This is a genomic window from Stappia indica (assembly GCF_009789575.1).
Taxonomy (GTDB): domain Bacteria; phylum Pseudomonadota; class Alphaproteobacteria; order Rhizobiales; family Stappiaceae; genus Stappia; species Stappia indica_A.
This window is the reverse complement of sequence record NZ_CP046908.1, coordinates 2,629,448-2,653,482: the sequence shown is the minus strand read 5'-3', so window position 1 is coordinate 2,653,482 and position 24,035 is coordinate 2,629,448. Positions and strand designations below refer to the sequence as shown.

27 protein-coding genes are annotated in these 24,035 nt (G+C 64.2%); 3 read left to right on the top strand and 24 right to left on the bottom strand.

What is annotated here, in order from left to right; genetic code table 11:
• Window position 1: 1 nt before the first annotated feature.
• The 17 genes from GH266_RS12465 to GH266_RS12390 all read right to left on the bottom strand — a co-directional run bounded on the left by GH266_RS12465 (window position 2) and on the right by GH266_RS12390 (window position 12,904).
• Entirely contained in the window at window positions 2-283 is a 282-nt protein-coding gene (locus GH266_RS12465) for a VirB3 family type IV secretion system protein (RefSeq protein WP_036589085.1), read from the bottom strand.
• Window positions 283-612, bottom strand: a complete 330-nt coding sequence (locus GH266_RS12460) for a TrbC/VirB2 family type IV secretion system protein (protein WP_036589087.1) — start codon at window positions 610-612, stop codon at window positions 283-285. Before GH266_RS12460 ends, GH266_RS12465 begins: the two co-directional genes overlap by 1 nt.
• Window positions 609-1,607 carry a P-type conjugative transfer ATPase TrbB gene (gene trbB, locus GH266_RS12455; RefSeq protein WP_036589089.1) on the bottom strand — a complete coding sequence of 333 codons (999 nt, stop codon included), beginning with the start codon at window positions 1,605-1,607 and terminating at the stop codon, window positions 609-611. Before trbB ends, GH266_RS12460 begins: the two co-directional genes overlap by 4 nt.
• 530 nt (window positions 1,608-2,137) lie before the next feature.
• Window positions 2,138-2,566, bottom strand: coding sequence for a ribbon-helix-helix protein, CopG family (locus GH266_RS12450; RefSeq protein ID WP_036589091.1), 429 nt, complete (start codon window positions 2,564-2,566; stop codon window positions 2,138-2,140).
• An 11-nt stretch (window positions 2,567-2,577) separates the two neighbouring features.
• Window positions 2,578-4,578 carry a conjugal transfer protein TraG gene (locus GH266_RS12445; RefSeq protein ID WP_036589094.1) on the bottom strand — a complete coding sequence of 667 codons (2,001 nt, stop codon included), beginning with the start codon at window positions 4,576-4,578 and terminating at the stop codon, window positions 2,578-2,580.
• 15 nt (window positions 4,579-4,593) lie between these two features.
• Window positions 4,594-6,378 (bottom strand): relaxase/mobilization nuclease domain-containing protein, encoded by a 1,785-nt coding sequence (locus GH266_RS12440; protein WP_036589096.1) that lies wholly within the window; start codon window positions 6,376-6,378, stop codon window positions 4,594-4,596.
• A gap of 247 nt (window positions 6,379-6,625) precedes the next feature.
• On the bottom strand, window positions 6,626-7,405 hold the full coding sequence (locus GH266_RS12435; protein ID WP_051517905.1) for a lytic transglycosylase domain-containing protein: 780 nt from the start codon (window positions 7,403-7,405) through the stop codon (window positions 6,626-6,628).
• Between the two features lie 3 nt (window positions 7,406-7,408).
• On the bottom strand, window positions 7,409-7,747 hold the full coding sequence (locus tag GH266_RS12430; protein WP_036589098.1) for a DUF736 domain-containing protein: 339 nt from the start codon (window positions 7,745-7,747) through the stop codon (window positions 7,409-7,411).
• A gap of 71 nt (window positions 7,748-7,818) precedes the next feature.
• Complete coding sequence (locus GH266_RS12425; protein WP_036589100.1) at window positions 7,819-8,367, bottom strand: S26 family signal peptidase; 549 nt, start codon at window positions 8,365-8,367, stop codon at window positions 7,819-7,821.
• Window positions 8,364-9,101 carry a DNA-methyltransferase gene (locus GH266_RS12420; protein ID WP_051517911.1) on the bottom strand — a complete coding sequence of 246 codons (738 nt, stop codon included), beginning with the start codon at window positions 9,099-9,101 and terminating at the stop codon, window positions 8,364-8,366. Before GH266_RS12420 ends, GH266_RS12425 begins: the two co-directional genes overlap by 4 nt.
• 29 nt (window positions 9,102-9,130) lie before the next feature.
• Window positions 9,131-9,634: a DUF2840 domain-containing protein gene (locus GH266_RS12415; protein WP_158194150.1), complete on the bottom strand. Its 504-nt coding sequence runs from the start codon at window positions 9,632-9,634 to the stop codon at window positions 9,131-9,133.
• A 177-nt stretch (window positions 9,635-9,811) separates the two neighbouring features.
• Window positions 9,812-10,930: a replication initiator protein A gene (locus tag GH266_RS12410; protein WP_051517906.1), complete on the bottom strand. Its 1,119-nt coding sequence runs from the start codon at window positions 10,928-10,930 to the stop codon at window positions 9,812-9,814.
• An 11-nt stretch (window positions 10,931-10,941) separates the two neighbouring features.
• Window positions 10,942-11,223, bottom strand: coding sequence for a helix-turn-helix transcriptional regulator (locus GH266_RS12405; protein WP_036589108.1), 282 nt, complete (start codon window positions 11,221-11,223; stop codon window positions 10,942-10,944).
• A gap of 135 nt (window positions 11,224-11,358) precedes the next feature.
• Window positions 11,359-11,991, bottom strand: a complete 633-nt coding sequence (locus GH266_RS23500; protein ID WP_051517907.1) for a DUF2285 domain-containing protein — start codon at window positions 11,989-11,991, stop codon at window positions 11,359-11,361.
• On the bottom strand, window positions 11,906-12,130 hold the full coding sequence (locus tag GH266_RS23495; protein WP_080692129.1) for a transcriptional regulator domain-containing protein: 225 nt from the start codon (window positions 12,128-12,130) through the stop codon (window positions 11,906-11,908). Before GH266_RS23495 ends, GH266_RS23500 begins: the two co-directional genes overlap by 86 nt.
• Before the next feature lie 133 nt (window positions 12,131-12,263).
• Window positions 12,264-12,527: a hypothetical protein gene (locus GH266_RS12395; protein ID WP_051517908.1), complete on the bottom strand. Its 264-nt coding sequence runs from the start codon at window positions 12,525-12,527 to the stop codon at window positions 12,264-12,266.
• A 128-nt stretch (window positions 12,528-12,655) separates the two neighbouring features.
• Entirely contained in the window at window positions 12,656-12,904 is a 249-nt protein-coding gene (locus GH266_RS12390) for a helix-turn-helix domain-containing protein (RefSeq protein ID WP_036589110.1), read from the bottom strand.
• Between the two features lie 243 nt (window positions 12,905-13,147).
• Here GH266_RS12390 and GH266_RS12385 point away from each other — a divergent pair, with 243 nt between their 5' ends.
• Window positions 13,148-13,588, top strand: a complete 441-nt coding sequence (locus tag GH266_RS12385) for a hypothetical protein (protein WP_199270306.1) — start codon at window positions 13,148-13,150, stop codon at window positions 13,586-13,588.
• Window positions 13,589-13,657: 69 nt separating this feature from the next.
• Here the strand turns inward: GH266_RS12385 and GH266_RS12380 are convergent, their stop codons facing one another.
• The 5 genes from GH266_RS12380 to GH266_RS12360 all read right to left on the bottom strand — a co-directional run bounded on the left by GH266_RS12380 (window position 13,658) and on the right by GH266_RS12360 (window position 22,057).
• Window positions 13,658-14,059 (bottom strand): single-stranded DNA-binding protein, encoded by a 402-nt coding sequence (locus GH266_RS12380; protein WP_036589112.1) that lies wholly within the window; start codon window positions 14,057-14,059, stop codon window positions 13,658-13,660.
• A gap of 724 nt (window positions 14,060-14,783) precedes the next feature.
• A complete protein-coding gene (locus tag GH266_RS12375; protein ID WP_425329538.1) occupies window positions 14,784-15,245 on the bottom strand; it encodes a hypothetical protein in 462 nt (153 codons plus the stop codon).
• A gap of 120 nt (window positions 15,246-15,365) precedes the next feature.
• Window positions 15,366-16,301, bottom strand: a complete 936-nt coding sequence (locus tag GH266_RS12370) for a DUF2493 domain-containing protein (protein ID WP_051517913.1) — start codon at window positions 16,299-16,301, stop codon at window positions 15,366-15,368.
• A gap of 368 nt (window positions 16,302-16,669) precedes the next feature.
• The gene (locus tag GH266_RS12365; protein ID WP_036589118.1) at window positions 16,670-17,707 is read right to left on the bottom strand and encodes a DUF7146 domain-containing protein; all 1,038 of its coding nucleotides are present in this window, start codon (window positions 17,705-17,707) and stop codon (window positions 16,670-16,672) included.
• Window positions 17,708-22,057 carry a strawberry notch family protein gene (locus GH266_RS12360; RefSeq protein ID WP_158194149.1) on the bottom strand — a complete coding sequence of 1,450 codons (4,350 nt, stop codon included), beginning with the start codon at window positions 22,055-22,057 and terminating at the stop codon, window positions 17,708-17,710.
• Between the two features lie 199 nt (window positions 22,058-22,256).
• Between GH266_RS12360 and GH266_RS12355 the strand changes: the two genes are divergently transcribed.
• Both GH266_RS12355 and GH266_RS12350 read left to right on the top strand, forming a co-directional pair.
• On the top strand, window positions 22,257-22,514 hold the full coding sequence (locus GH266_RS12355; RefSeq protein WP_036589132.1) for a type II toxin-antitoxin system Phd/YefM family antitoxin: 258 nt from the start codon (window positions 22,257-22,259) through the stop codon (window positions 22,512-22,514).
• Window positions 22,511-22,894: a type II toxin-antitoxin system VapC family toxin gene (locus tag GH266_RS12350; protein ID WP_036589135.1), complete on the top strand. Its 384-nt coding sequence runs from the start codon at window positions 22,511-22,513 to the stop codon at window positions 22,892-22,894. The genes GH266_RS12355 and GH266_RS12350 overlap by 4 nt, the downstream gene beginning before the upstream one ends.
• Before the next feature lie 7 nt (window positions 22,895-22,901).
• Here GH266_RS12350 and GH266_RS12345 read toward each other — a convergent pair whose 3' ends face one another.
• Both GH266_RS12345 and GH266_RS12340 read right to left on the bottom strand, forming a co-directional pair.
• Window positions 22,902-23,582: a hypothetical protein gene (locus tag GH266_RS12345; RefSeq protein WP_036589137.1), complete on the bottom strand. Its 681-nt coding sequence runs from the start codon at window positions 23,580-23,582 to the stop codon at window positions 22,902-22,904.
• Window positions 23,575-23,991, bottom strand: a complete 417-nt coding sequence (locus GH266_RS12340; RefSeq protein ID WP_036589138.1) for a hypothetical protein — start codon at window positions 23,989-23,991, stop codon at window positions 23,575-23,577. The genes GH266_RS12345 and GH266_RS12340 overlap by 8 nt, the downstream gene beginning before the upstream one ends.
• Window positions 23,992-24,035 lie beyond the last annotated feature (44 nt).

Sequence of the window (24,035 nt, the reverse complement as noted above, 5' to 3'; positions counted from 1 at the left end):
CTCACACCGAAAAAAAAGCCGGAACGCGCAGGTGCCGGCGCGTTACTTCCATGAAGAGGGGATCGCGCCGCGTCGCCCATACGGCTGCGAGATGGCCTGCTGCCCAGATCAGGATGCCGGCGAGCCAGAGCTGAAGGCCGAGACCCACGGCCCCGGCAAGCGTGCCGTTGAGGATCGCTACCGAACGCGGCGCACCGCCGAGTAGGATGGGTTCGCTGAGCGCGCGATGAACCGGGGCGGTGAACCCCGGCACGGCGTCGAGCTGTTCGAGAACAGTCGCCATCAGATCAGCGCCCCGCCGCCAAACGAGAAGAAGCTGAGAAAGAAGGAGCTGGCGGCGAACGCGATCGAAATGCCGAAGACGATCTGGATCAGCCGCCGGAAGCCGCCGCCGGTATCGCCGAAGGCGAGCGTGAGGCCGGTCACGATGATGATGATGACGGCGACGATTTTCGCCACCGGGCCTTCGATGGATTCAAGGATCGACTGCAAAGGCGCTTCCCAGGGCATGGATGAGCCTGAGGCGAGTGCCGGAGAGGTCATCAACGCGACCCAGGTGAACGTAGCGGCGGTTGCGATGTGGCTGCGGGTGCGGAAGGCGCGGCGGATCATGCGGGTTCTCCTGAAGGGTCGTTTGGGGTGGGGTCTGGAAGAGCGGGCGAAAGCTGGTAATCGCCATCCGGGCCGAGCCCTTCGACGCGGGCGAGTTCGGCCAGCCGGCGCGCGGAACCGCGCCCGGCAAGGACTGCTACTATGTCGATCGTCTCCGCGATGAGCGCGCGCGGGACAGAGACAACGGCTTCCTGAATGAGTTGTTCGAGACGGCGCAGCGCGCCAATTCCAGATCCAGCATGGATGGTCCCGATTCCGCCGGGATGTCCGGTCCCCCATGCTTTGAGCAGATCCAGGGCTTCAGAGCCGCGCACCTCGCCGATGGGGATGCGGTCGGGGCGCAGGCGCAGGGAGGAGCGGACAAGATCCGACAGGCTCGCAACACCATCCTTCGTTCGCATCGCCACCAGATTAGGGGCGGCGCATTGCAGCTCGCGGGTGTCCTCGATGATGACGACGCGATCGGCCGTCTTGGCGACTTCGGCGAGCAACGCATTGGTGAGCGTGGTTTTGCCGGTGGACGTACCGCCCGCCACGAGAATATTGGCGCGGGCCGAGACGGCCTGGCGCAGCGCGGCGGCCTGCGCCTCGGCCATGATCCCGGCGGCGACATAATCGTCGAGCGTGAACACGGCGACGGCCGGCTTGCGAATGGCGAAGGTCGGCGCGGCTACGACAGGCGGAAGCAGGCCCTCGAATCTTTCGCCCGTTTCCGGCAGCTCGGCCGAGACGCGCGGGGAACGGGCATGGACCTCGGCGCCGACGTGATGGGCAACGAGGCGAACGATGCGCTCGCCATCTTCCGGGGTCAGCCGCTCGCCGGTGTCGGCGAGGCCTTCGGACAGCCGATCTACCCAGATGCGTCCATCGGGGTTCAGCATCACCTCGACGATGGACTTGTCTTGCAGGAGAGTTGAGATGGCAGGCCCAAGCGCGGTTCGCAGCATGCGCACGCCGCGTTCGGTCGTTGCCCGTTTCTGGTTGTTTCCGGCCATCTCATCCCCGTTCCGCCGGGGAGGAGGTGATTGGCGATCCCCGGATGGGGATGACTAAAAGAGCCACAAAGCGCGGCAGTTCAAGAAGTTTCGGCAGGCGTCGTAGCGTAGCGTGTAAATACAGGAAAACGGCGGAATTGGCTCGATAGGTCTGCGTGAGATTTAGGGGCCGCCGACGAATTAAAAGCGAGAGGGAGTTCACTGACGCCCGGGGATAAATGATGGCCTAATCTTCAAGGCGCAGGTCTGGAACGTAGGAGAATTCCCTGTGTTGTTCCTTACTATCGTCATCTCGCGCGACAGCGGCGTGCAGCGAAGCCCAACGGTGTCATTTATCGGCCTCGGGACGCAGGATGACGGCGTCATCTTCGCGCGAGACCTCGACTTCATTTACATGGAGGCGGAATTCCTTAGGGTGCGGCACAGCCTGCGAACTGCCTGATTGGAACACTTTTGCGAAATGGGGCGTGGACACCTTCCGAATATACATCAAAGCATTTACGATGTGCCGGCACCCGAAACAGGTGAATCTAGTTGTCTACGCGATCCGCTGAACTTGCAGCAGCATCCTCCGGTATCTCCTTCAAGAAGCTTCGGCCGGACTGCAGATGCTTGCCGAGCGTGTCGACGAATCCTTCGAACCGCACTCGACCCTTGGCTTGTGCTGCAGAATAGGCATCGGGCGCTATGGGCGGTGTGACTGTGAGCCAGAAGCGCACGAACAGCGCAAGCGTTTCGGCCGAGATGCCAAGATCCCGCTCAATCCGGGCGACCTGTCGGGAAAGCCGGTCGAGGCGTCTGGCAAGTGCTGCCTCCTGCATCTGGGCATTGTCGGGCGAGAAAAAGGATTCGAGCGCCGCCTCGACAATTGAAGAGCGCGTTATTTTCTTGCGCGCGGCAAGTTCGGCGACCTGATCGATCAGGGCAACTGGCAGGGAGGCGTTGAGACGATCGCGCATGGCCATATTCCTTACAGTTCGATACCGTCATCGGGATTGAGTGAAGTCTGCCGGGCGATACGGCCCATCTGGCGGCGGATCGCCTGTCGCTGGCGGGCGTTGTCCTCCTGATCATCGTCGAGCATGATTCTGAACTCGTTTTCGGGAGCGGGTTCCTTCTTCTCGTGGACGATCTCGACATGGTCGGGGAGTTCGGGCTCACGGCGCAGGCTGGAATTGGCCTTGTCTTCCTTCTTCTTCCTGGCCTCTTCGGCGGCAGCGATCAGTGTTTCGTCCGGTTTGACCGGCTTGAGCACCGACCAGCCATCCGGCCGCGCGGTGACGACGAGTTTTGCGGGATCTGGCGGTGGCAGAATGCGTTCACTGAGACGCTGATCTTCAAAATACCGCGCCTTCTTCGCGCGGATCGGCGGCGTGCCGGCGACCATGACGATCTCGTCATCGGGCGGAAGCTGCATGATCTCGCCGGGCGTAAGGAGCTGGCGGGCGGTCTCGGAGCGCGAGACCATGATGTGCCCCAGCCAGGGCGCAAGCCGGCTGCCGGCATAGTTTTGCATCGCCTTCATCTCGGTTGCTGTGCCGAGCGCGTCGGAAACGCGCTTTGCCGTGCGCTCGTCATTGGTGGCAAAGCTGACACGCACATGGCAGTTGTCGAGGATGGCGTTGTTCTGGCCGTAGGCCTTTTCGATCTGGTTGAGCGACTGGGCGATCAGAAAGCTCTTGATACCGTAGCCGGCCATGAAAGCCAGCGCGCTCTCGAAGAAGTCGAGCCGGCCGAGCGCCGGAAACTCGTCGAGCAGCATCAGGACGCGATGTTTGCGCTTTTTCGTATGGAGATCCTCGGTTAGGCGGCGGCCGATCTGGTTGAGCACCAGGCGGATGAGCGGCTTGGTGCGAGAGATGTCGGATGGCGGCACCACGAGATAGAGTGTGGAAGGCTTTGCGTCGGCAATCAGGTCCTCGATGCGCCAGTCGCAGCGCGCGGTGACGGCCGCAACGACAGGATCGCGATAGAGGCCGAGAAAGCTCATGGCGGTCGAGAGCACACCGGAACGCTCATTGTCGGATTTATTCAGGAGCTCGCGGGCGGTCGAGGCGACCACGGGATGCGGGCCAGCTTCGCCCAGATGCCTGGTGGCCATCATACCATCGAGCGTGGCTTCGATCGTGCGACGGGGATCGGAGAGAAAAGCCGCGACACCGGCAAGCGTCTTGTCCTTCTCCGCATAGAGGACGTGGAGGATGGCGCCGACCAGGAGCGAATGGCTGGTCTTTTCCCAGTGGTTGCGCCTTTCGAGTGACCCTTCGGGATCGACCAACACATCGGCGATGTTCTGGACGTCGCGAACCTCCCATTCGCCGCGCCGCACCTCGAGCAGCGGATTATAGGCGGCAGATGCCGCATTGGTCGGATCAAACAGGAGCACGCGACCGTGCTTTCCTCGGAAGCCCGCCGTGAGCTCCCAGTTCTCACCCTTGATGTCGTGGACGATGGCCGAGCCGGGCCAGGTCAGCAACGAGGGCACTACGAGGCCGACGCCCTTGCCCGATCGTGTCGGCGCAAAGCACAGCACATGCTCCGGCCCGTCATGGCGCAGATAATCCCGATCGAGCTTTCCGAGCACAACGCCGTCGGGGCCGAGCAGCCCGGCCTTCTCGATCTCGGGCCGCTCTGCCCATCGCGCCGAACCATAGGTATCGATATCGGCCGCCTCGCGGGCGCGCATCACCGACATGGTGATGGCGATGCCGATTGCAAGGAACCCGCCCGACGCCGCGATGATGCCGCCCTCGGCGAAGATGCGCGGGGCATAGGCGTCGTAAAAATACCACCACCAGAAGATCGCCGGTGGATAATAGACCGGCCAGCCCATCACCTCGAACCAGGCCGGGCCGAGCTGAGGCTGGAAGCCGAGCCGCCAGGCGACCCATTGCGTGCCTGACCAGACCGAGATGAGCACGATCAGGAAGACGATGGAAATCTGGCCCCAGAGGATTTTCGTGCCGGACATGAGAGATTCCTTTCGTCAAAGGCCGAGATCGCGTTTGCGTCCCAGCGACCATTCGATGCCGCTGCCGGATTTCGCGACCCCGGAGATGTGCTGGCCGAGTTTGTCGTCGATCTCGCGTGACCAGGGCACGAGTTGGAAGCCGCGCCCGCCATCAGGACCGCGTCCCTCGATCATGGCGAAGCGCCCTGAGGTGAGCGTGATCTGGCGGCTGTAGGTGCCGGATACGTATTCGCCGGCCTGCGCCGTCACATGCGGCATTCCGGTCTCGGCCGAAAGTTCAGCACCGACGGCATCGAGTTCGCGGCGGCGGAGGGTGCTCAGCAGATTTCGCTGCAGGACAATCCGCTGCCCGTCACGCCTGGCAAGGCCTTCGTCAGCGAGGTGCTCGGCACGGGCGTCCATGGCCTCGCGAACCTCCTTTCCGAAACCGCCGGTGGCGAGCGGCATGGGTTCACGCTCGACCAACCGGTAATCGAGCCACGTCGCGCCGGGTGCGGTGATCTGCTCGTTCAGATCGAGATGCGAACGGTTGGCGAGGATCAGGGTTGGACGCGGATCGTCCGGCCCGCCGAAGCGCCGGACTTCGACGATGCCGCCAACGTCGGGCGCATGTGCGAACGCCTCCATGCCGCGCAGGCGAACATGATGGGCACGGCCGTCGGTGCCGTCGATCACGGCATAGGCTTCGCCGGTCAACTCGTCATGGAGCCCCTTGTCGATGAGCCGTCCGATAATCGGCGGGCCCTCGCGCGCTGCATCGATCACGAAGTCCGCGGCGCCGCGCTCGGAGCCACGTTCGGCAAAAGCGCGATGCATGGTCTTGATGATGTCGCCGCGGATGCCCAGATCGCGCAATGTGCGTTCGGCTCCCGGCTCGACAAACCATTCGTTGATGCCCGCGTCGGTCGCGAGGCCGGCCTGTTCGAGATGGCGCAGCCGCGCGATCATCAGCCTGCGGATTTCGGGATCGTCGGGGCCTTTCACCTCGGGCCGCAGATCGATGTAGCCCAGTTCGTTGGCTTGCCGGGTGATCTCACGATCAAGTCGGGTCCAGCGCTCGGCGGTCACCTCGCGCTCAAGTGCGTTGCGGATCTCGTGTTCGGGCTTGGGGCCGAGCTCGAGATCGACCAGATCGCGGGCGCGGGAGGCAAGGCCTCGGCTGATGTAGTCGCGGGAGATAACCAGGTCGGCTCCCGTTTCGTCGACCCCGCGCACCAGGAGGTGAACATGGGGATTGTCGGTGTTCCAGTGATCAACGGCCACCCAGTCGAGCTTTGTGGCGAGATCGGCCTCCATCTGCTTGACCAAATCGCGGGTGAAGCCCTTGAGGTCGTCCATGTCGGCGGCGTCTTCGGGCGAGACAATGAAGCGGAAGTGATGCCGGTCCTCTTCGCAGCGCCGGGCAAAACCGAGATCGTCGGCGCGATCGGTCTCGGCGTCGAACATGATCCCGCGCTCGCCGTCCCGGCTGACGCCCTCGCGCTTGAGATAGGCGAGATGCGCCGCCATCGGCGCTGCACGGAAGGCGCGGCCTTTGTGGCGGGCGATGCGGGCCTTGGCGATGACGCGGCGATTGGATGCGAAGAGGCGTGAACGGCCGAACTTGCTATGACCGCGGCCGAAGGTGGATGGCGCTGAACCGGATAATCGGCCTGAAGAGCGCGATGCGCCTGGAGAACGGGTGTGGCCTGCCTTCTGGGCGGCGCGCAGCACCTGGTTGACGAAGCTTTTGGCCTGCGGCGCGCGGGTAGATCGCGGCTTGCCCGGGCGGATGCGGAATTCGTGCTCGCTGTCGGTCATCGCCGGACACCTCGCGCAGCCCAGCTGGCTCCTGCCACGCCGAGCCCTTGAATTCCTTGCCCAAATTCGTGCCCTTTGCACGCGACCGACCCGCCTGCCACGTAAAAGCCAAGCTTAGTCAGAGGCTTAGGGCGTTCGTGGCAGGCGCTTTTAACTTGCCCTACCATTCGCACTATCACTAACGTCGCCCTTCCTGCCGCACCTCCTTTCCGGCATTGCGCCACGATGCGAGGTTGCACGCTGCGTCTCATGGCCGGGCTCCCTGGGAAGTACGAACCGGAAACAGGGCGTCCGGTTGTGCTGGCACGAGCGGATTGTGGTGCGATGTCGGTGCCGCCAGTGTGCCGCTCGCGTGACGCTCGCCGTGCAAGCCGGGCGCAGTTTCCGGGCTGCTGGCGGACACCGCGAAGAGGCCGGCTTCGCGCCAGTCGGTGACCGATGGCGAAGCATTTGCGAGGTTATGAGGAAGCGGTTCCCCGCCGAGAAGAGTGACGAGTGCCGCGATATAGGCACGGGTTTCTGCTGGCAAGTCGCGGCCGGTCGAAACATATTCATCGTAGCGCGCCGGCCCGGCATTATAGGCAGCGAGCATCGCGCCGATATTGCCGTATCGGTCGAGCATCTCGCGCAGATAGGCGGTGCCCGCGAGGATGTTGTCGCGCGGCGCAAACGGGTCGCTGCCGAAGCCGTAACGCAAGCGCAGTTCCGTCCATGTGTCGGGCATGACCTGCATCAGGCCCATGGCGCCGGCCGAGGATATGGCGGAGCGATCACCGGCGCTTTCCGTCTGCATGACGGCGCGAATCCAGTGCTCGGGAATGGAGAAGCGCTCAGCGGCTTCCGCCACATGGGCCGCAAGCGGATCGCATGTCGTTTGCAGGACGGATGGTGGGTTCTGTGCTCTCGCGGCCGCCGCCGATGTGGCGGCGAGGAAAAGGCCGGAAAGGAGAAGGAACGCAATTCGCCGGGCGGCGTGATGCCGCCCGAACGCCCGCGTCTGACGATGCCCGATGCAAGGCAGTGGCATCGCTCAGTCCTTTCCGTCACCTTTGGGGGGCCGGTTCCAGTGCAGCGACCAGGAGACGGCGTCGCTGCCATTCTGGAACAGGTTGGCGCGGATCGGATGCTGAAGGGACGGATCGTCGAGCAGCACGGAGAGATACTCGCCGGCTTTCTCGCCGGTGCGGGTCCATGCCGCGCCGATCTCCGGCCCGTCACCGTCGCCGCCGAGATAGACGCGGTGGTTGGGCGCGTTCTCGACCTCCGATGGCTCGGCTGGAAGAATTGCGATCGTCCGGTCGAGGAAGAGCGTTTGGATGCGGCCGGAAAAGCCGAAACTCTCGCGGGTGAATTCGCCGATCTGTGGCATGGGTCTGGTCCTTTCTGCTGCGGTGATGGGTGACGGCCGGCAAGCGGAGCGCCGGCCGACGGACGGGGCGCTCACCGCGTTGACGCCCGCCATCGGAAGCGCCCGTCGCCGTTCTCGTCGGTCCAGACCGGCGTGACGCGGGCGGTGATGGAAGAAAGCGGCAATGGCCCGAAATATCGGCCGTCGAGGCTGTCGGGAGCGTCCCAATTCATCAGGAACACTTCGCCTTCGGCGAGTGTGCGGCAGCCTTGCCAGGAAGGCAGGTCGCGATCGAAGCGGTCACGCGCCTGCGCTTCGCCATAGGCGTGATCGTAGGCAATGATCGTTGCCGCGTGGCGGCAGACCTTTGTGCCGGAAAGTGCGAGCACGCGTTTGATGAGCGGCACACCGCGCGGCAGGTAGCCGCGCGTGTCGAGGAAGATGGCGAGGTCGCCGGGCGGCAGCACCGCGACCAGATCGCCGACCTCGATCTCTTTCGCCGGGGTGACTGTGTAGAGCCCGATCGGCACGCTGGCCGATGCGTTCCAGATGAGCCATGGCGCATGCCTGGTCCATGCCGGCAGCGCGATGAGCGCTGCACCGGCGAGCATCGCGCCCAGTGTGGCCTTGCGCGCGGTCATGGCTTGCCCCCGGCTGGCTCGCGGCGCGCGGGGCCTCCGCCGTGCAGTGGCAGGACGGCAGCGATGCGCGCACGCGCAAGCGCAGCCATGTCGGCATCGAGCTCGCAGCCGATATAGTGCCGGCCGGACAGCCGGCACGCTTCTCCCGCGGCGCCCGATCCGGCAAACCAGTCGCCAACAAGGCCGCCTTCAGGGCAGCTTGTCCGGATCAGGATTTCGAGGAGCGATGTCGGTTTCTCGGTCGGATGAATGGCGCGGCCGTGCGCATTGCGGATGTAGATGACCGACCGCATGATGCGCGGACCGCCGTCATGGCTGATGTAATAGCCAGCGTCTATATGGCCGGTATGGGGAGGACGGCGCTTGCGGCGAACGGTGCGGGCGACCGCATCAGGGGTGGTCTGCACATCGTTGTAAATGTCGCGCCATGGCGTCTCGGCGCGATAGAACTGGACGGCCAACTCATGCACGCGCTTGAAGCGGTCGGCGTGGAAACCGGAGCCATTCTGCTTCTCCCAGACGATTTCCTGTGCGTAGCGAAGACCTGCATCGGCAAAGCGGTCGGCCGTGGCCATGAAGCAGCGCAGCGAGCCGAAAACCCAGAGCGATCCGGTGCGGCCGAGGGCTGCCCGCGCAAGCGGCAGCCATCCTTCGACGCGCCGATCCCATGCAAGCGATGTGTCGCCATAAGGCGGATCGGCGATGATCATGTCGAAGGGACCGTACGCGGGCATAAGTTCCCGGCAATCGCCGGCGAGGATCGTCACGACTGAATCCTCCGCCGTTTGAGCCAGGCGTTGTGCTGCGCAAGCGTATAGCCGTGCGGCTCCAGACCGACGGTCAGGCGATTGTGGACATGGCGCCAGTGATCGGGCGTAACATCAGCCGGATCGAGGCCGAGCGCTTCGATGGCGTCGATCGCCTGGAGAACCTTTTCCACCTGCGGCCAGCCGTCGAGGCGAAGCAGGATGTCGCCGCCGCGCCGGACGAAAGGCAGCGTCTGAAAGGCTTCCCCGGGTTCGACGACGCGCACGATGTCGACGCGCGAAAGCACCGTGCCATAGGCGTTCGAGGCCCAACGGACGAAGGCGAAGACGTAGCCGGGAGCGAAGCTGGCGATACGGCGGGCATAATCGATCCGTTGCTCGGCGACTGGATGACCGAAGCGCAGCCAGTGTTCGATTCGGCCTTGGCGCCAGGTGAGCTCCACATGGGTGAGATGGGGCGCGGCCTTGTAGGCGGCGCGCACGTCGGCGGGCGGCCTCATGGCTTTAATCCTGTCGATTTGATGATTAGCGCGTGCCGTGTCGACGGCGTTTGGCAGGCCAATCGTGGGCCGTTGCCGGTGCTTCGCGACGGTAAGGCGTCGATGAGCGAGTCCACGATTAACGGGGAATTCCGTTCAACGATTAAAGGAACGCGAGACGACGAGTTGCGGGACCGTTCAGTCATCTTCCGGCCCCCGTTCACGCTTTGCGAAAAGCCGAATGTTTTGCGCGGTCAGCCGACCGTCGGAGGCGTCGCCAGCGGTGTCGAGAAGCCGGTTTTCCCCAGGGCGCGCGCCTCTACAAAAGTTAGATTCAAGAGGGTTAGATAAGTTAAGGGCCGGAATTTGTTTTTCAGGCCAAAGGCTTAACTGCTGTCCCTGCGTGCGAAGTACAGTGCCTGCTGCGTGCGAAGTACAGATAGTGGATGCGTTCGAAGTACAGATGCCGTCCACACTTCGTCCACTGGCTTTCCACAGGCGCACAGGCTGGATGCGGAGCAGCTCGCGGCCGTCCTCGATCTCGCGTGCCAGGCGATAGCCAGGCAGCGGCTGGCGCATGATCAGCCGGCGCATGTGCAGCGCGAAATCCGAAGGTCGTGCGAGCGAACCGGACTTCCTGTGAAGATGGAAAAACTCGAAGCGCCAGCCTTCCGGCTGGCGACCGGCATGCTTGCGGGCAACGCGGTAGAGCCAGCGTTCCAGTCCGCCGCTCAGCCGGAAATAGGCCGGGTCGATCGCCAGTACGAGCGTGCGGTCGATGACGCCGCGATAGAACCAGTCTGGCAGGACGAATTCCATGCCCTCGACGCGGCCGTCGTGCCGGGTGAGCATTTCCCATTCATTGATCCAGGAGAACTGATGCCGCCGCCATTGCTTGTCGTGACGGATGGTGGTGCGGATCGAGGTCGATTGCAGCCGGTCGAGCGCTCCCTTGAGCAGTTCGTAGGCGCGAATGCCTGTGCCGCGGCCGGTTGCGGTGAGAAGCTGGTAGGGTGTGAAACGCAGGAAGCGGGACGTGACGAGCCCGTGGTTCTGGGCTTCGACGATCTGGCTCGCGGCCCAGATGAGAACATCGGCGTCCCAGATGGTCGCCATGCCGTGTTCGGGAACTGCGAACACCTCGACTCGGACATCGCCCGATGCGTAGCGGATCGGAACGATCCTCTTGGCCTTGGCCAGCGAGAAGAACGGCCGTTCCATGAGATCCCGTTGATCGCGCGGGCTTGCATCGCCCGTTGCGATCACGAACGCATCGAGCTGGGCCCGTTCGGAGGCTGGTGGTCGATAACGCGACATATGGCCCGACCTCAGCGTGCGTAGCGACCGGAATGACCAGAAGATGTCAGCTCCTGCCGCTTGGCGGGCAGCACGCTGCCGCGCGGGTCCGAGGTCGAGGTGACCGTGCCCTTTTCAGCCCAGGCTTCCAGCTCATGGATGGTGTAGACCACGCGGCCGCCGAGCTTGCGGTAGGATGGGCCGGTGCCATAGGTTCGATGCTTTTCCAGCGTGCGTGCGGACAGGCCGAGAAAGGCTGCCGCTTCTTTCGTGCGCAGGAAGCGGGGCGGTAAAAGAGCAGGATCGGGTCGCATGGGTGCCTCCGTGGTTTGCTGTGGAGCCGCTGGTTCGAAGCGGCGGACACAGGTCACGGTGGCGAAGAACGATCGCGCAGAGGGAGGGGGAATTCAGGGGAGGCTAAATTCCCCCACCCTTGATCGGACAGGCGGCTATAATCGGCGGCGGAAGCGCAGGAGCTTGAGATAGCCGCCGCCGATCATTGCATCGCCATATTTGAGCAGTTCGCTCACGGCGTCGCGCAAGGATGAGGTTTTCCAGTGTTCGGAAGCAACCCGCTCGACGCCATAGAGGACACCGGCGATCTCGCGCTGGCTGGCATTATGCTGGCGTGCGTCGACCGCGCGGAACATGGATTTCAGGCGCCGGCGTTGCTGGTCGGTCATCCGCCTGTCGGCTGGAACCTTGTAGCCGAGGAATTGGCGCAGCAGCCGCTCGAGCGCGGCCAGGCGATCAAGCCCATCGCGGCTGATGGAAATGCGCGCTTCCAGAGGATCGTCCGGCCTGCAATTCGGATCGATCATGAGGTGCTGGTCGGGATTAATCCTCCTGCGCAGAATATGCAGAGCCTCGGTGGCCGCTTTGATTTCGTCGCCGAGAAATGTTCGGAGGGTTGCCTGGTCCTCCTCACCACTCCCGCCAGCGGCAGCCAGGCGAAGGACGCCCGTATTGGCGTGTTCGCTCCAGAAGATCGGCTGGTCAGCGGCTGCGAGGCGAGGACGGGCGGCGAAATCGCAACCCCCAGCGGCGCTCCAGTTCCGCAGGCACAGGGCGATCGAGCGCACTACGCGCTTTTAGACCGGCATAGTCCTTCTGATAGTCCCGGTTTCGCCTCAGACATTCCCAGGCGATATCGTCGACCCCTGCGTGATCCACGAAGTCGTAAGTCGACGCAACGCGCCAGAGTGATGTGTTGGGTTTCATGACACTCCTCCCGCTCAACAAGATACGCCAATTAGGGCAGAGGATCGCGGCGAGTCATCCACAGAGCAATTACCGCGAGCCGCAAGCCGCCTTGCACTGGCGGCAATACGGTCATCGGCGGCAGAGAGGGAAATTAGTTCGGCCGGCCTCGCCGTAAGATCTTGTAGCCATGTTCGGTCATCCAGTGTGCGCGCGCCAGATGGCTGTCATGGATTTTGCGCGCACGTTCCGGCTCGGCATCCGGATCAATGCCGAAGAGCACTTCGACAGCCTCCTCCCAGCATGCCCCGTCTTCCTCCGCATCAAGCAGACGGACATAGAGCTTTACGTTCTGCCGGTCGTATTCGGTCAGCAGATCCCCGGTCGGCGCCTCGTCGAGAAAGGATAACATGGTCATTCTACCTCCCACTATGTGTGACGCAGCACCTAAAGCGATCCGACGCATAGCGCAACGAAGTGACCGGGAAACGGCGGAGAGCGACGATAGTTATCGGGGAAGACGGGGAGCAAAAGCGGCGTCCCATCCTATTTGTATGTATGCAACTGCGAAACATCGACCATCACTCCAATATGCGGGCCCGAATTGATAAAGACGATGCCTTGCGCTTCGAGCGCGCGACGCACCTGATCGGCGGTGCTTTCATAGACGCGCAGGCCATTGATCGACTCCATGCGCTTGAGCGCGGTGAGCGATACCCTGGCCCTGTCGGCAAGCATCTCCTGTGTCCAACCAAGCAATGCGCGCGCGGCTCGTGTTTGATGTGCGGTGATCATGCATGATCACCTCCCACCGGCACATAAAAGCGCGCCACAACTACGGCTATAATAGTCGGAGTTTGGACGAAATCCACCTGAATCGGACGCCCTACACGCCTATTTGAGCAACGCAACTGCGACTGATTCGGTCGTCCTTTCGAGCCGGACAGACGGGAGGTTAGTGTTCAGGGACATATTTTCGACGTAGTAATTTGACGTCTTGTCATCGTGTTTCGATGGCAGGAATGATGAGGAAGCCTGTTGCTGAAATCTGTCAGGTATTTTGCGGCAGCCGTGGCGATGATAAGCACGACGGTGGGATATGCGTCCGCACAAAACGACCCAATACCATCCGAGGTGCTGGGTGAGCCTGATGTGATCATTGACGCTGATCCTGAGCCGCCTTTCATCTATTGGGCTCCCGAGGGGTCCACGATTCGTAATCATCCGCACGATCCCATGATTTGGATCGCTGAAAGCGCGGATGGCTCACGCAAGTATTATTTCGGGGATCAATGTCGTGCGTCCCAGTTTCAGGGCTTTGTCGGCGAACCGCTGGACTCTCTTCCCAAGAAGCCAGCCGACGTAACCTGGCGGATGGCATGTTCTACCTGTGCGGTGACCTCGGATCTCGGCCGCGAGAGGATGAACGTCTTCTTTGATGAGAACTCACGGATTATCTCAAGTATATCTTGCGGCTAAGGCTAACGAACATGGTTCTGTGGGCACGAAAGGAACCCGGCGGCTTCTGCCGCCGGGCTCTGGCCCTTGTCAGAAGGGGATATCGTCGTCTAGGTCGCGCTGGGCCTGACCGTTTTCGGTCTGCCTGGCCCGGCTGAGGAAATCGACTGTCTCGGCGATTATCTCGCAACCGTAGCGATCGTTGCCCTGCTGGTCGGTCCACTTCGTGTAGTGGATGCGGCCGCGAACCAGAACCTTCATACCCTTCTCGCAATATTGCTGGATCGTCTTGCCGAGGCCGTTGAAGGCGGTGATGCGGTGCCATTCGGTATCCTGCACCCGATAGCCGTTCTCGTCCCGGACAACCTTGCCTTCCGAGTAGCGGGGACGCGAGGTGGCCAGGGTGAAGTGGGTGATGCCGGTGCCGCCCTGGGTGATGCGGGCTTCGGGGTCCTGACCGATGTTGCCGGCGAGGATGACGATGTTCTGCATTGTAAGTCTCCGTTGCTTCTTCGGAGGGACCATCCCTCCGACGAGACCCGGCCAAGGCTGTCGGGAGACTCCCGCAACTGCCGTCCTCACGGCAGCTCGCCCCTAAGGCCCCAGGTGGAGCGGGCAGCCGCGCTCGCGCGGCAACACGGCTGGGAGCCGCGGGGGTTGCTGGTGGAAACCGAACGGACTTAGGGGATCAGTCAGTCGGAGGGATTGGCGCCTCGGAACGCACACGGACTGAGACGCACAGCACAAACATCGTCCTTGCTGCCAACAGTGCTCTCATGGCCCTGTCCGCACCACCCCGCGCGGGCGCCGGCCTTATTCACCGACCATCCGCGTCCCCGCCCGAAAGGCAGGCCGGGACGAGAAGAATGTGCTGTCGGGTTTTCAGTAGAATGGCATCGCCAGAACCATCCGGGGCCGCTGGCGCGATCCGGCGGATATTGGGAAGGGCGACGATGAAGGTGATCGCGGTCGTAACCGCCCGGCGAAACGACGGGCTGACCAGCGGGCTGCGATGCTGTCGCACGGTTTGCGAGAACCGAGCCGATGACCGATTCTCAGGGCTGACCGGGCGAAGGGACCGGGGCGATAACGGTAGGTCATCTCCATGCCGATCTGTCCACCCTGATCGGGCAGCGTGGGAGATCCGGCGACGCAGGCCCTCGGGTTTCATCACTATGGGGAGCGCCGGGACGCCGCCACGCATCGCCTGTCCGGTTCAGCGTGAGAGGACGGCGGTTCCCAGAGCATTGAGATTGAGCATGGCCGCGACGCCGATGAACAGGCCGCCCACGCTGCCGAGGATGTTGAGCGCGAAAGTGGAATCTACCGCGTTTTTGGTAACGCCATAGACGAGCGCATAGCCCGCGATGGCAGCGGGTATCGTGAAGACGGCGAGCGCGCCGAGACGCAGAAACGGGTTTTTCGCAAACCCCAGCACCGCGATCACGACGGCGATGGACAAGAGCGCCGCGCCGATGGCGGCAAGGCCGGACATCAAGAATCCGGCGTCCGTGGCATAGACATATTTGAAGGCCGTCAGGCCGACCATGAAGGGCAAGGCATAGATCGCCAGATGATAGGCCACGATGCAGGCCATGACGGAAAGGAAGATGGCGAGCAGAATAAGATACATGGAAACCTCCACATGAACGGACAAACGATCACGACAGGCCGCCACGAGATGCGCGCCGCCTGCGACTATGTTGCTTCGCCGGTTCTGCAAGGATGGCCTATGTGACCAAAAAGACGGCTCGCCGTCAAGAATTGGCGGCTTCGACAGCCGCCCGAAGGCGGCGCTTTACGCGCCGCCGTCGATCTTCATGACCGGGATGCCGAGCTTGCGGGCCTTGTCGGCGAGGTTCTCCTGGATGCCGGTGCCGGGGAAGACGAGGACGCCGACCGGGAGCGTTTCGAGCATCGCGTCGTTGCGCTTGAAGGGTGCGGCCTTGGCATGTCTGGTCCAGTCGGGCTTGAAGGCGACTTGGCGGACCTTGCGATTGTCGGCCCATTTTGCCGCGATCAGCTCGGCCCCCTTCGGCGATCCGCCGTGCAGCAGCACCATGTCCGGGTGCTTGGCGTGGACCTGATCGAGCTTGGCCCAGATCAGGCGGTGATCGTTGAAGTCGAGACCGCCGGTGAAGGCGACCCTAGGACCGGCGGGAAGCATCACCTCGGCCTCTGCCCGGCGCTTGGCGGCGAGGAAATCGCGGCTGTCGATCATTGCCGAGGTCAGGTTGCGATGGTTGACCATCGACCCGGAGCGCGGCCGCCAGGCCGATCCGGTATGGCGCTCGAACTGCTCGGCGGCGACGTCGCGGAAGAGTTCCATGCTGTTGCGCCGCTCGATGAAGGTCTGCCCCTCGGCCGTGAGCCGCTCCAGTTCGACCGACTTCACCTCGCTGCCGTCCTGTTCGCGCTGAAGGCGGCGCTGCGCCAGCTCGTTGTCGTCCAGATCGCGCTCGATGCGGCCGGTGGCGCGGTGGAAGAGATTGACGGTCGACCAGAGGAGCTCGTCGAGGTCGGGTTCGAGACGGGTGTCGCCCAAGGTGGCGATCAGGGCGTCGAAGATGTCGGCGACGGCCCCGGCCACGGAATTGCCTTCGGGAAGCGGCCTCGGGTCGGGTTCATCCTCGAACGGACGGTAGCCGTAGAGCTGGAGTTCGGTGAGGACGTGATCGGTGGGGGATGAGGTGTGCGGCGGCTCTAGCCTCAAGTCATCGTAGTCGGTCATCATGGTGTTCGCCTTGTCGGATCGACCGCGCCCATCGCGGCCTTCGCAGGCGTCGAAGCCCATGGGCGGGACGGGCTGGCAGTCCTCGCGCTCGCGCGAGGGCCTTGATGGCCGGGCACGGCTATTTTGTTTCGCGCTGCAAAGGCGGCTGATCCGGGGTCCCCACGCGGCTTGCCGCGTGGGGTGGTCTGGCGCCGGCGGAAAATAGCCAAGTCGCGCGGCCATTGCCTGACCGGCCCGTTTATGGGCCGATCGCCCTCTCAGAAGGCTGTGGGCGGCGGTCCCTCCGACGCATCAGGGGAACCACCACGACCGGATACGGCAGGTTTCGAGGTGCCGTGGCTCATCCCCCTGCCTGACCGATCCCGCACTCACGCAGCGAGAAACCGGCTGACGTCCTCGGGGATCATCTGAACCTGCAAGGCCGCCCGAAGCGCCTCGATGCCGCGGCGTCTGAGATCCTCGTTGAAGTCCCCGAACACCGGCGACAGGATAACCGCCTCGATCCCCGCGCTGCTCGCCCGTTCGACCAGCAGGTCTCGCGCGCGTGTCCCGGCCGGATCGCGATCCTTGACGAAATAGAGACGGCGCAGCGATGCCGGGAACAGGATGGTGGCGAGGTGTGCCGCAGAGAGCGCGGCGATCATCGGCATGCGGGGCAGACCAGAGCGTGCCGACAGCACGGTCTCGATGCCTTCGCCCGCCGCCAGGACATCCTGTGCCCTGCCGAAGCGGACGCCGTGTCCGAGGAGATGACCCATCGCCCGCCTCGGCGTTTCGACCGGCGCCTTCCCGCTGCCATCGGGTCGAAGCCAGGTGCGATGCGCGCCGGTCTGGACGCCGGCAAGGTCGGTGACGGAAGCGATCATCGCAGGCCAGGTCTCGGTCGGGCCATCGCCTTCCGGGCGATAGTAGCAGCGTGGGTGGAACCGAAGGCTCGCTGTGTCGTGCAAAGCCGTAATCGCACGGTTCCGCAGATGCACCTCTACGACTGTGCCAGCCATCGGTCGCGCCATGGCGAACAGACGCCGTGCCGCTTCGGGCGATCCCGGCGTCGCTTTGCCCGGCAAGGGTGGAGCAGACGGTTCAGGCTCCGGCCTCGGCAGGCTGAGGAACGACCGGGCTTCGTCGGCGACATCTCGGAAGTCGATCAGGCCGCAGCTTTCGCGGATCACGTCGAGCAGATCGCCATGCTCGGCCGTTGCGGCGTCGGTCCAGCGCCCGACAGCCCCCTTGCCGGATTCCGGGCCTTTGAGCCGGACGAACATGGAGCGTCCGGGGGTGTTGCGAACGTCGCCCACCACCCAGTAGCGCCCCTCGCGCCGCCCGTTGGACAGATAGTGGCGGCACACCGCCTCGGCCTCCCGGCCAAGACGATGGGCAAGTTCGGAAGCGGTCTGGCGGACCATTTACGCTGCCTCCCGTTCACCGATGCGCTCGACCGGATAGCGTTCGAGCACCTTGGCGAGAATGGCCGGGCCGCTGGCATCGGTCGGCACGAACATCCTGAGCTTCCACGAGATGATTTCGTGGAACAGGCCATAGGCGCGCAGCCGATCCCGCATCGTATCGGTGAAGCCGGTGAGTTCGATGCGGTTCGCGCCCATGACGCGGCTGCGGCGAAGCTGAAGCCTCTCGCTGAGATCAAGGATGGTCCGGCCATCCATCAGCGCGGTGAAGGCGTCATCGGGCGTCAGCGTCGAGGCGCTGGTTGCAACCGCGCCCGCGACCCAGGCTGGCGAGACGCGGCGGCCGACGATGCGCTCCCCGTCATCGGTCTGGAGCCGGTAAACGCGCGTCGACTCGGCCGGGAGGCGTTTCCAGATCGGCAGCAGGAGACCGCTGACGACATGGATGGTGCTGTCGGCGAACTCGGGCACCTCGGCGACTTCGGCCGCCCATGCTGAGGCGAAGGCGGCCTCGTCGGCTTCGACCCAATGGGTCTCGTCCATCATCTTCACCGGAATGTTGTGCGCCTCCATCGGCCGGATCAGGCGAATGCGCCGCTCGATCTCCCCGTCGTCCTGCATGACGCTGGTGGTCGGGGTCTGGACGGCGGCGCGGCCCGAGCGCTCATTGATGAGCAGCTTCGTCCGGCGATCCGCGAGGAGATCGAGCGCCTCGGCCAGCGTGACGGGGTGGTTGCGCTGGCGCTGCGTGATGGTCAGGAGCCGCGCCTCGGCGCCGGTGCCGGGATGGACGTGGATCGTCTGCTGGTCGGTGACGGTGAAGCTCTCCGCTCGCAGCGTTTCCAGCCCGACATCATAGCTGCCGGATGCGATGGCGCCCTCGATGCGGGCGTTCAGCAATTGCTCGAACGCCGTGAACAGCACGCCCTGCAAGTCGATGGTCAGGGCAAGCAGGCGATTGAGGAAGGTGGTGATCGGCGGCAACTCGTCCTTGATGCCCGTCGAGTCCATCAGCTTGAGGCCGGTCGACGCCTCGAACATCTGGAGCGAGCAGCCTTCGACCTTGCCGCGGACGAGCAGCATGTAGAGTTGGCGCAGCGCATCGCGGGCATAGTGCGATTCCAGATTATCCTCGGGCCGGAACAGGCCCTGACCGCCGGTCTGGCGCTGGCCGCGCGTGATCGCGCCCAGCGTGTCGAGACGACGCGCGATGGTCGAAAGGAACCGCTTTTCGGCTTTCACATCGGTCGAGATCGGCCGGAACAGCGGCGGCTGCGCCTGGTTGGTGCGGTTGGTGCGGCCGAGGCCCTGAATGGCGGCGTCGGCCTTCCAGCCCGGTTCCAGCAGATAGTGGACGCGCAGGCGCTGGTTCTTCGCATTGAGGTCGGCGTGATACGACCTGCCGGTGCCGCCCGCGTCTGAGAAGATCAGGATGCGTTTCTGATCGTCCATGAAGGCGGCGGTCTCGGCGAGGTTGGCCGATCCGGCGCGGTTCTGGACGGCCAGACGGTCGATGCCACCGGGGCCGGATTTGCGGACGATGCGGCGCGAGCGGCCCGTCACCTCGGCCACGAGGTCGGTGCCGAAACGCTGGACGATCTGGTCGAGCGCGCCCGGAACGGGCGGCAGCGAGGCGAGCTTCTCGATTAGACGGTCGCGGCGAGCGACGGCCTCACGGCTCTCCACCGGCTGACCTTCGCGATAGACGGGGCGTGAGGAAAGATTGCCATCGGCGTCGGTGAACGGCTCGTAGAGCTGCACCGGGAAGCTATGCGCGAGGTAGTTCAGGACATATTCCCTGGGCGTGATGTCCATCCGGACGTCGTTCCATTCCTCGGCCGACAGTTCGGCAAGCCGGCGTTCCATGAGGGCCTCGCCGGTGGAGACGATCTGGATCACGGCGGCATGGCCGTCCTCCAGATCGCGCTCGATCGAGCGGATCAGGGTCGGCGTCTTCATGCTGGTGAGGAGATGGCCGAAGAAACGCTGCTTGGCGGACTCGAAGGCCGAGCGCGCGGCGGACTTGGCCTGTTTGTTCAGCGTGCCGGAGCCGCTGTCGCCGCCGGTGATGTTGGCGGCTTCCATCGCCGCGTCGAGATTGTTGTGAATGATGGCGAAAGCGCCGGCATAGGCGTCGTAGATGCGCGTCTGCTCGGGCGTGAGCTGGTGTTCGACCAGCTCGTATTCGACGCCATCATAGGAGAGCGACCGGGCGGTGTAGAGACCGAGCGCGCGAAGATCGCGGGCCAGAACTTCCATGGCGGCGACACCCCCGGCCTCGACGGCTTCCACGAACTCGGCGCGGGTGGCGAACGGAAAATCCTCGCCGCCCCACAGGCCAAGCCGCTGGGCATAAGCCAGGTTGTGAACCGTGGTCGCGCCGGTCGCCGAGACATAGACGATGCGCGCGTTCGGCAGCACGTGCTGGAGGCGAAGCCCGGCGCGGCCCTGCTGGCTGGCGGCGACGTCACCGCGTTCGCCCTTGGCGCCCGCCGCGTTCTGCATGGCGTGGCTCTCGTCGAAGATGACGACACCATCGAAATCCGCGCCGAGCCACTCGACGATCTGGCGGACGCGGGACGCCTTTTCGCCGCGCTCGTCGGAACGCAAGGTGGCGTAGGTGGTGAAGAGGATGCCTTCGGGCAGCCGGATGTCCTTGCCCTGCGGGAACCGCGACAGGGGCGTGACCAGCAGGCGTTCCATGCCGAGCGCGGACCAGTCGCGCTGGGCGTCTTCCAGCAGCTTGTCGGACTTGCTGATCCAGACGGCCTTGCGGCGGCCTCTCATCCAATTGTCGAGGATGATGCCCGCCGACTGGCGGCCCTTGCCGGCGCCGGTGCCGTCGCCGAGCATGAAGCCGCGACGGAAGCGGACAGCGTTCGGCGCATCGTCGGGCGCGGCCGAGACGACATCGAAAGTCTCGTCGAGCGTCCACGATCCGGCGAGGAAGTCCGAATGGGCCTCGCCGGCATAGATGACGGTTTCGAGCTGGGCGTCGGACAGCAGGCCCTCGGTGACGAGGCTGGCGGGCAGACGCGGGCGGTAGCTCGGTCTGGGCGGTGCGACCGAAGCCATGGCCGCCGACTGCACGAGTTTGGTGGGATGGGCTTGTGCGCCGGGAATACGGATCGCCTGCAATCCGTATTCTTCGTAGATGGCATCGGTGATGCGGCCGTCCTCGCCGGGCGTCCAGTCCACGGTCTCATAGTCGAGTTCGACGCCTTCGGGTTCGGCGGCGGGGCGCGCGGGAGCAGCGGCGGCGGCGCGGGCGAGAAAGCCGCGAACGGTGCACGGCGCGGGCGTGGTGGCTGTCTGCCCCAGGATCGACGCATCGACCGGCAGGCGCGCGGGCACATGCTCGCCGACCCAGCCGATCAGGGTGGAGGCGTCGGGCGCGACGCCGGGCGACGCCGGAAATGCGGCCCGATCGTCGGCGGGCAATTTGTCGATAACGATCAGCCGGGTGGGAAAAGTCGTGCCGTGCTTGGCATAGACAGAGCCGTCGATGGCAGCGGTGAACACCACGCGTCCATGCTCCTGAAGCCGGATGAAGGCATCCCGCCAGGCCGGCGTGTCGGGGGCGAAGTTCGCGCCGGTGATCGTCACCAGCCGCCCGCCCTCGGCCAGACGCGCCAGCGCCGAGGCGACATGGCGATAGGCGGCCTCGGCCATCCGGCCCGAGACGTTCGCCATCACCGAGAACGGCGGATTCATCAGCACGACGCTCGGCACCATGGCGGGATCGAGATGATCGTGGATCTGCGCCGCGTCGAAGCGGGTGACGGGATTGGCCGGGAAAAGATGCGCAAGAAGATCGGCTCGGGTGTCAGCCAACTCGTTCAGGGCGAGCGATCCGCCGGCGATCTCGGCGAGGATGGCGAGCAGCCCGGTGCCTGCGGAGGGTTCGAGAACCCGGTCGGCTGGCGTGATGGCGGCGGCAGAAGCGGCGATCAGGCCGAGCGGGATCGGCGTCGAGAACTGCTGAAAGGTCTGGCTCTCTTCGGAGCGGCGCGTATGGGTGGGGAGAAGCCCGGCGATGCGGGTCAGCAGCGGCAGGCTGGCGGCCTGAGACCCGGCTTTACGGAAAAGCGCCTTTCCGTATTTGCGCAGAAACAGGACGGTCGCGGCCTCGCAGGCTTCGTAGGCATCCTTCCAGCTCCAGGCGCCGGTCGTGTCGGAGCCGCCGAAGGCGCTTTCCATCGCACCGCGCAGCGTGGCCGCGTCGATGCGCTGGCCGCGTTCGAGATGGGGAAGAAGGAGAAGCCCGGCCTGGTGGATGGCGACGGCGGTGTCGACGGTGGCAAGGGTTGGCCCGATCGGAAGGGCCGCGGCGGCAGAGGTGTAGGTCATGGGATGAGCCTCGGAGAGCGGGACAGGATCGAGCCGGGCAGCGCTCTCTCTCGACCGCACCGGCTCAAACCCGTCCCGGCCTTCCTCTCCCTCTCATGCGGGAACGGGCGGCCCGTGCTTTGCGCAGCTTGACATGGACTATCGAACGGTCCATTTCTTGGATAGAAATGGACTATTGAGCGGTCCAGAAGGAGGTGTCATGCGAATTTCCGTAACCGAAGCCAAAGGCCAGTTGACGGAACTGGTGCGCCGCGCAGAGGCCGGCGATGAAGTGGTGTTGACCCGCCATGGCCATGCCGCCGTCCGGCTTGTCCCGGTCCGCAATGTGCCGGGCCGGAAGGATCGCCGGGCGCTTCTTGAGGCGCTTCGGAAATCCGGTGCGGCGAAGGCGTTGGCGGGAGCACCCGCCGCGCGGAGTCAGGACTTCCTTTATGATGACGACGGCCTGCCGCAATGATGGTCGTCGATACCTCGGCGCTGATGGCCATTCTGCTCGATGAGCCGGAGGCGGACGCCTGCATCGCGGCGCTTGAGGCGGAAGAGGAATTGCTGATCTCGGCTGGCACCGTGGCCGAGGCGCTGATCGTGGCGAACCGCCGGAATGTCGGTGAGGAGATGATGCGTCTGCTTGATGACCTCGGATTCGAGATCATCAATGTGACCGCTGCGTCGGCGCAACGTGTCGCGGCGGCCTATGAAGCGTGGGGGAAAGGTGTTCACCGCGCATCGCTCAATTTCGGCGATTGCTTTGCCTATGAGGCCGCGAAGGAGCGGAAAGCGCCGCTGCTCTATGTCGGGGACGATTTCGCACGGACCGACATCGAGGGTGTCCTGTAGATCAGGGTCAGCACGCTTCCCGCCGCCCGGCAACCATGTCGCCTATCCGAACCGGGCGCCCCGCTTCGGTGAAGGTGTATTCGTTGGCGACGATCGTGTCGTCGACCACCTCGTCGGACGAGAGATACTCATATTCGCGTTCGAGCTGCCGGTAGAGCCAGCGGGCCAGATCGCGCAGCGCTTCGGCGACGCTCTCCTCGGCATCCTCGGTCATGTCCTGATATGTCGGACTGTCGCGTTCGACCGAAATCGCCATGCAATACTCGTGATAGTAATGCCCGCGATGGCTGACCTCGGCGCGGAGTTGGTAGAAATTGCGGCGCTGGACCGCCTGCAAGGCGTCGGCGATCCGATGAAGCTCCTGATCCTGCGGCGCATAGGCCCGGATTTTGGCCGTGGCGTTTCTGGCGTAGGAATACGACCCCTCCCAGCAGGCGCCATCGCCCTGCGACCAGAAGCCCCGGAACCAGATGCAGGGTTCGCGGCGCGTGCCGCCGCCCATCAGGCGGACGGCACGGGTCCTGAAGTCGATGCCGAGGATTTCCGCGATGCGCCGGAAATCCTCATAGACGGCATCATACCAGTCGTAATCGAAGCCGCCCTCGCGATACCAGGCGCGCGCCTTGTCCTTCGTCGCATCGGATAGTTCGTCCAGGCGATAGACCGTGGTTTCAATGATCTCAGGCATAGGGATCACCTGCCTCCAGCACGGTGGAAAGCCAGCCATCGGTATAGATCCAGTCCACCGTCTCGCCGGTGGCGAGATCGAGGACATGCGCGCCGCCGCCGAAACCGTCGATACGGGGCTTCGAGCAGCTATTGGCGTATTGCATCCCCCATAAACCGGTCAGGCCGAACGCTTTCGCACAGCGTTTGACGAACTGGATGACATGCTCGGGATCGCCGGTGACATCATCGCGTATCCAAAGCCGGGTGCCGCCATGTTCGGGCTGGATCGAGAGCAGGAAACCGTCCGAGGGCGGATCCTCGGCGGCATTGTCCTCCGCCATGGCGTTGTAGAGATCGAGCGCGCGGGCGGCGTTTTCGGGGGTGCCCACGTCGAGCAGGCAGGAAAAGTGGGTAAAATAGTCGGCCATGTGAGCCTCCTGAAACAAGAAAGCCCGGCTCAGGACCGGGCGGA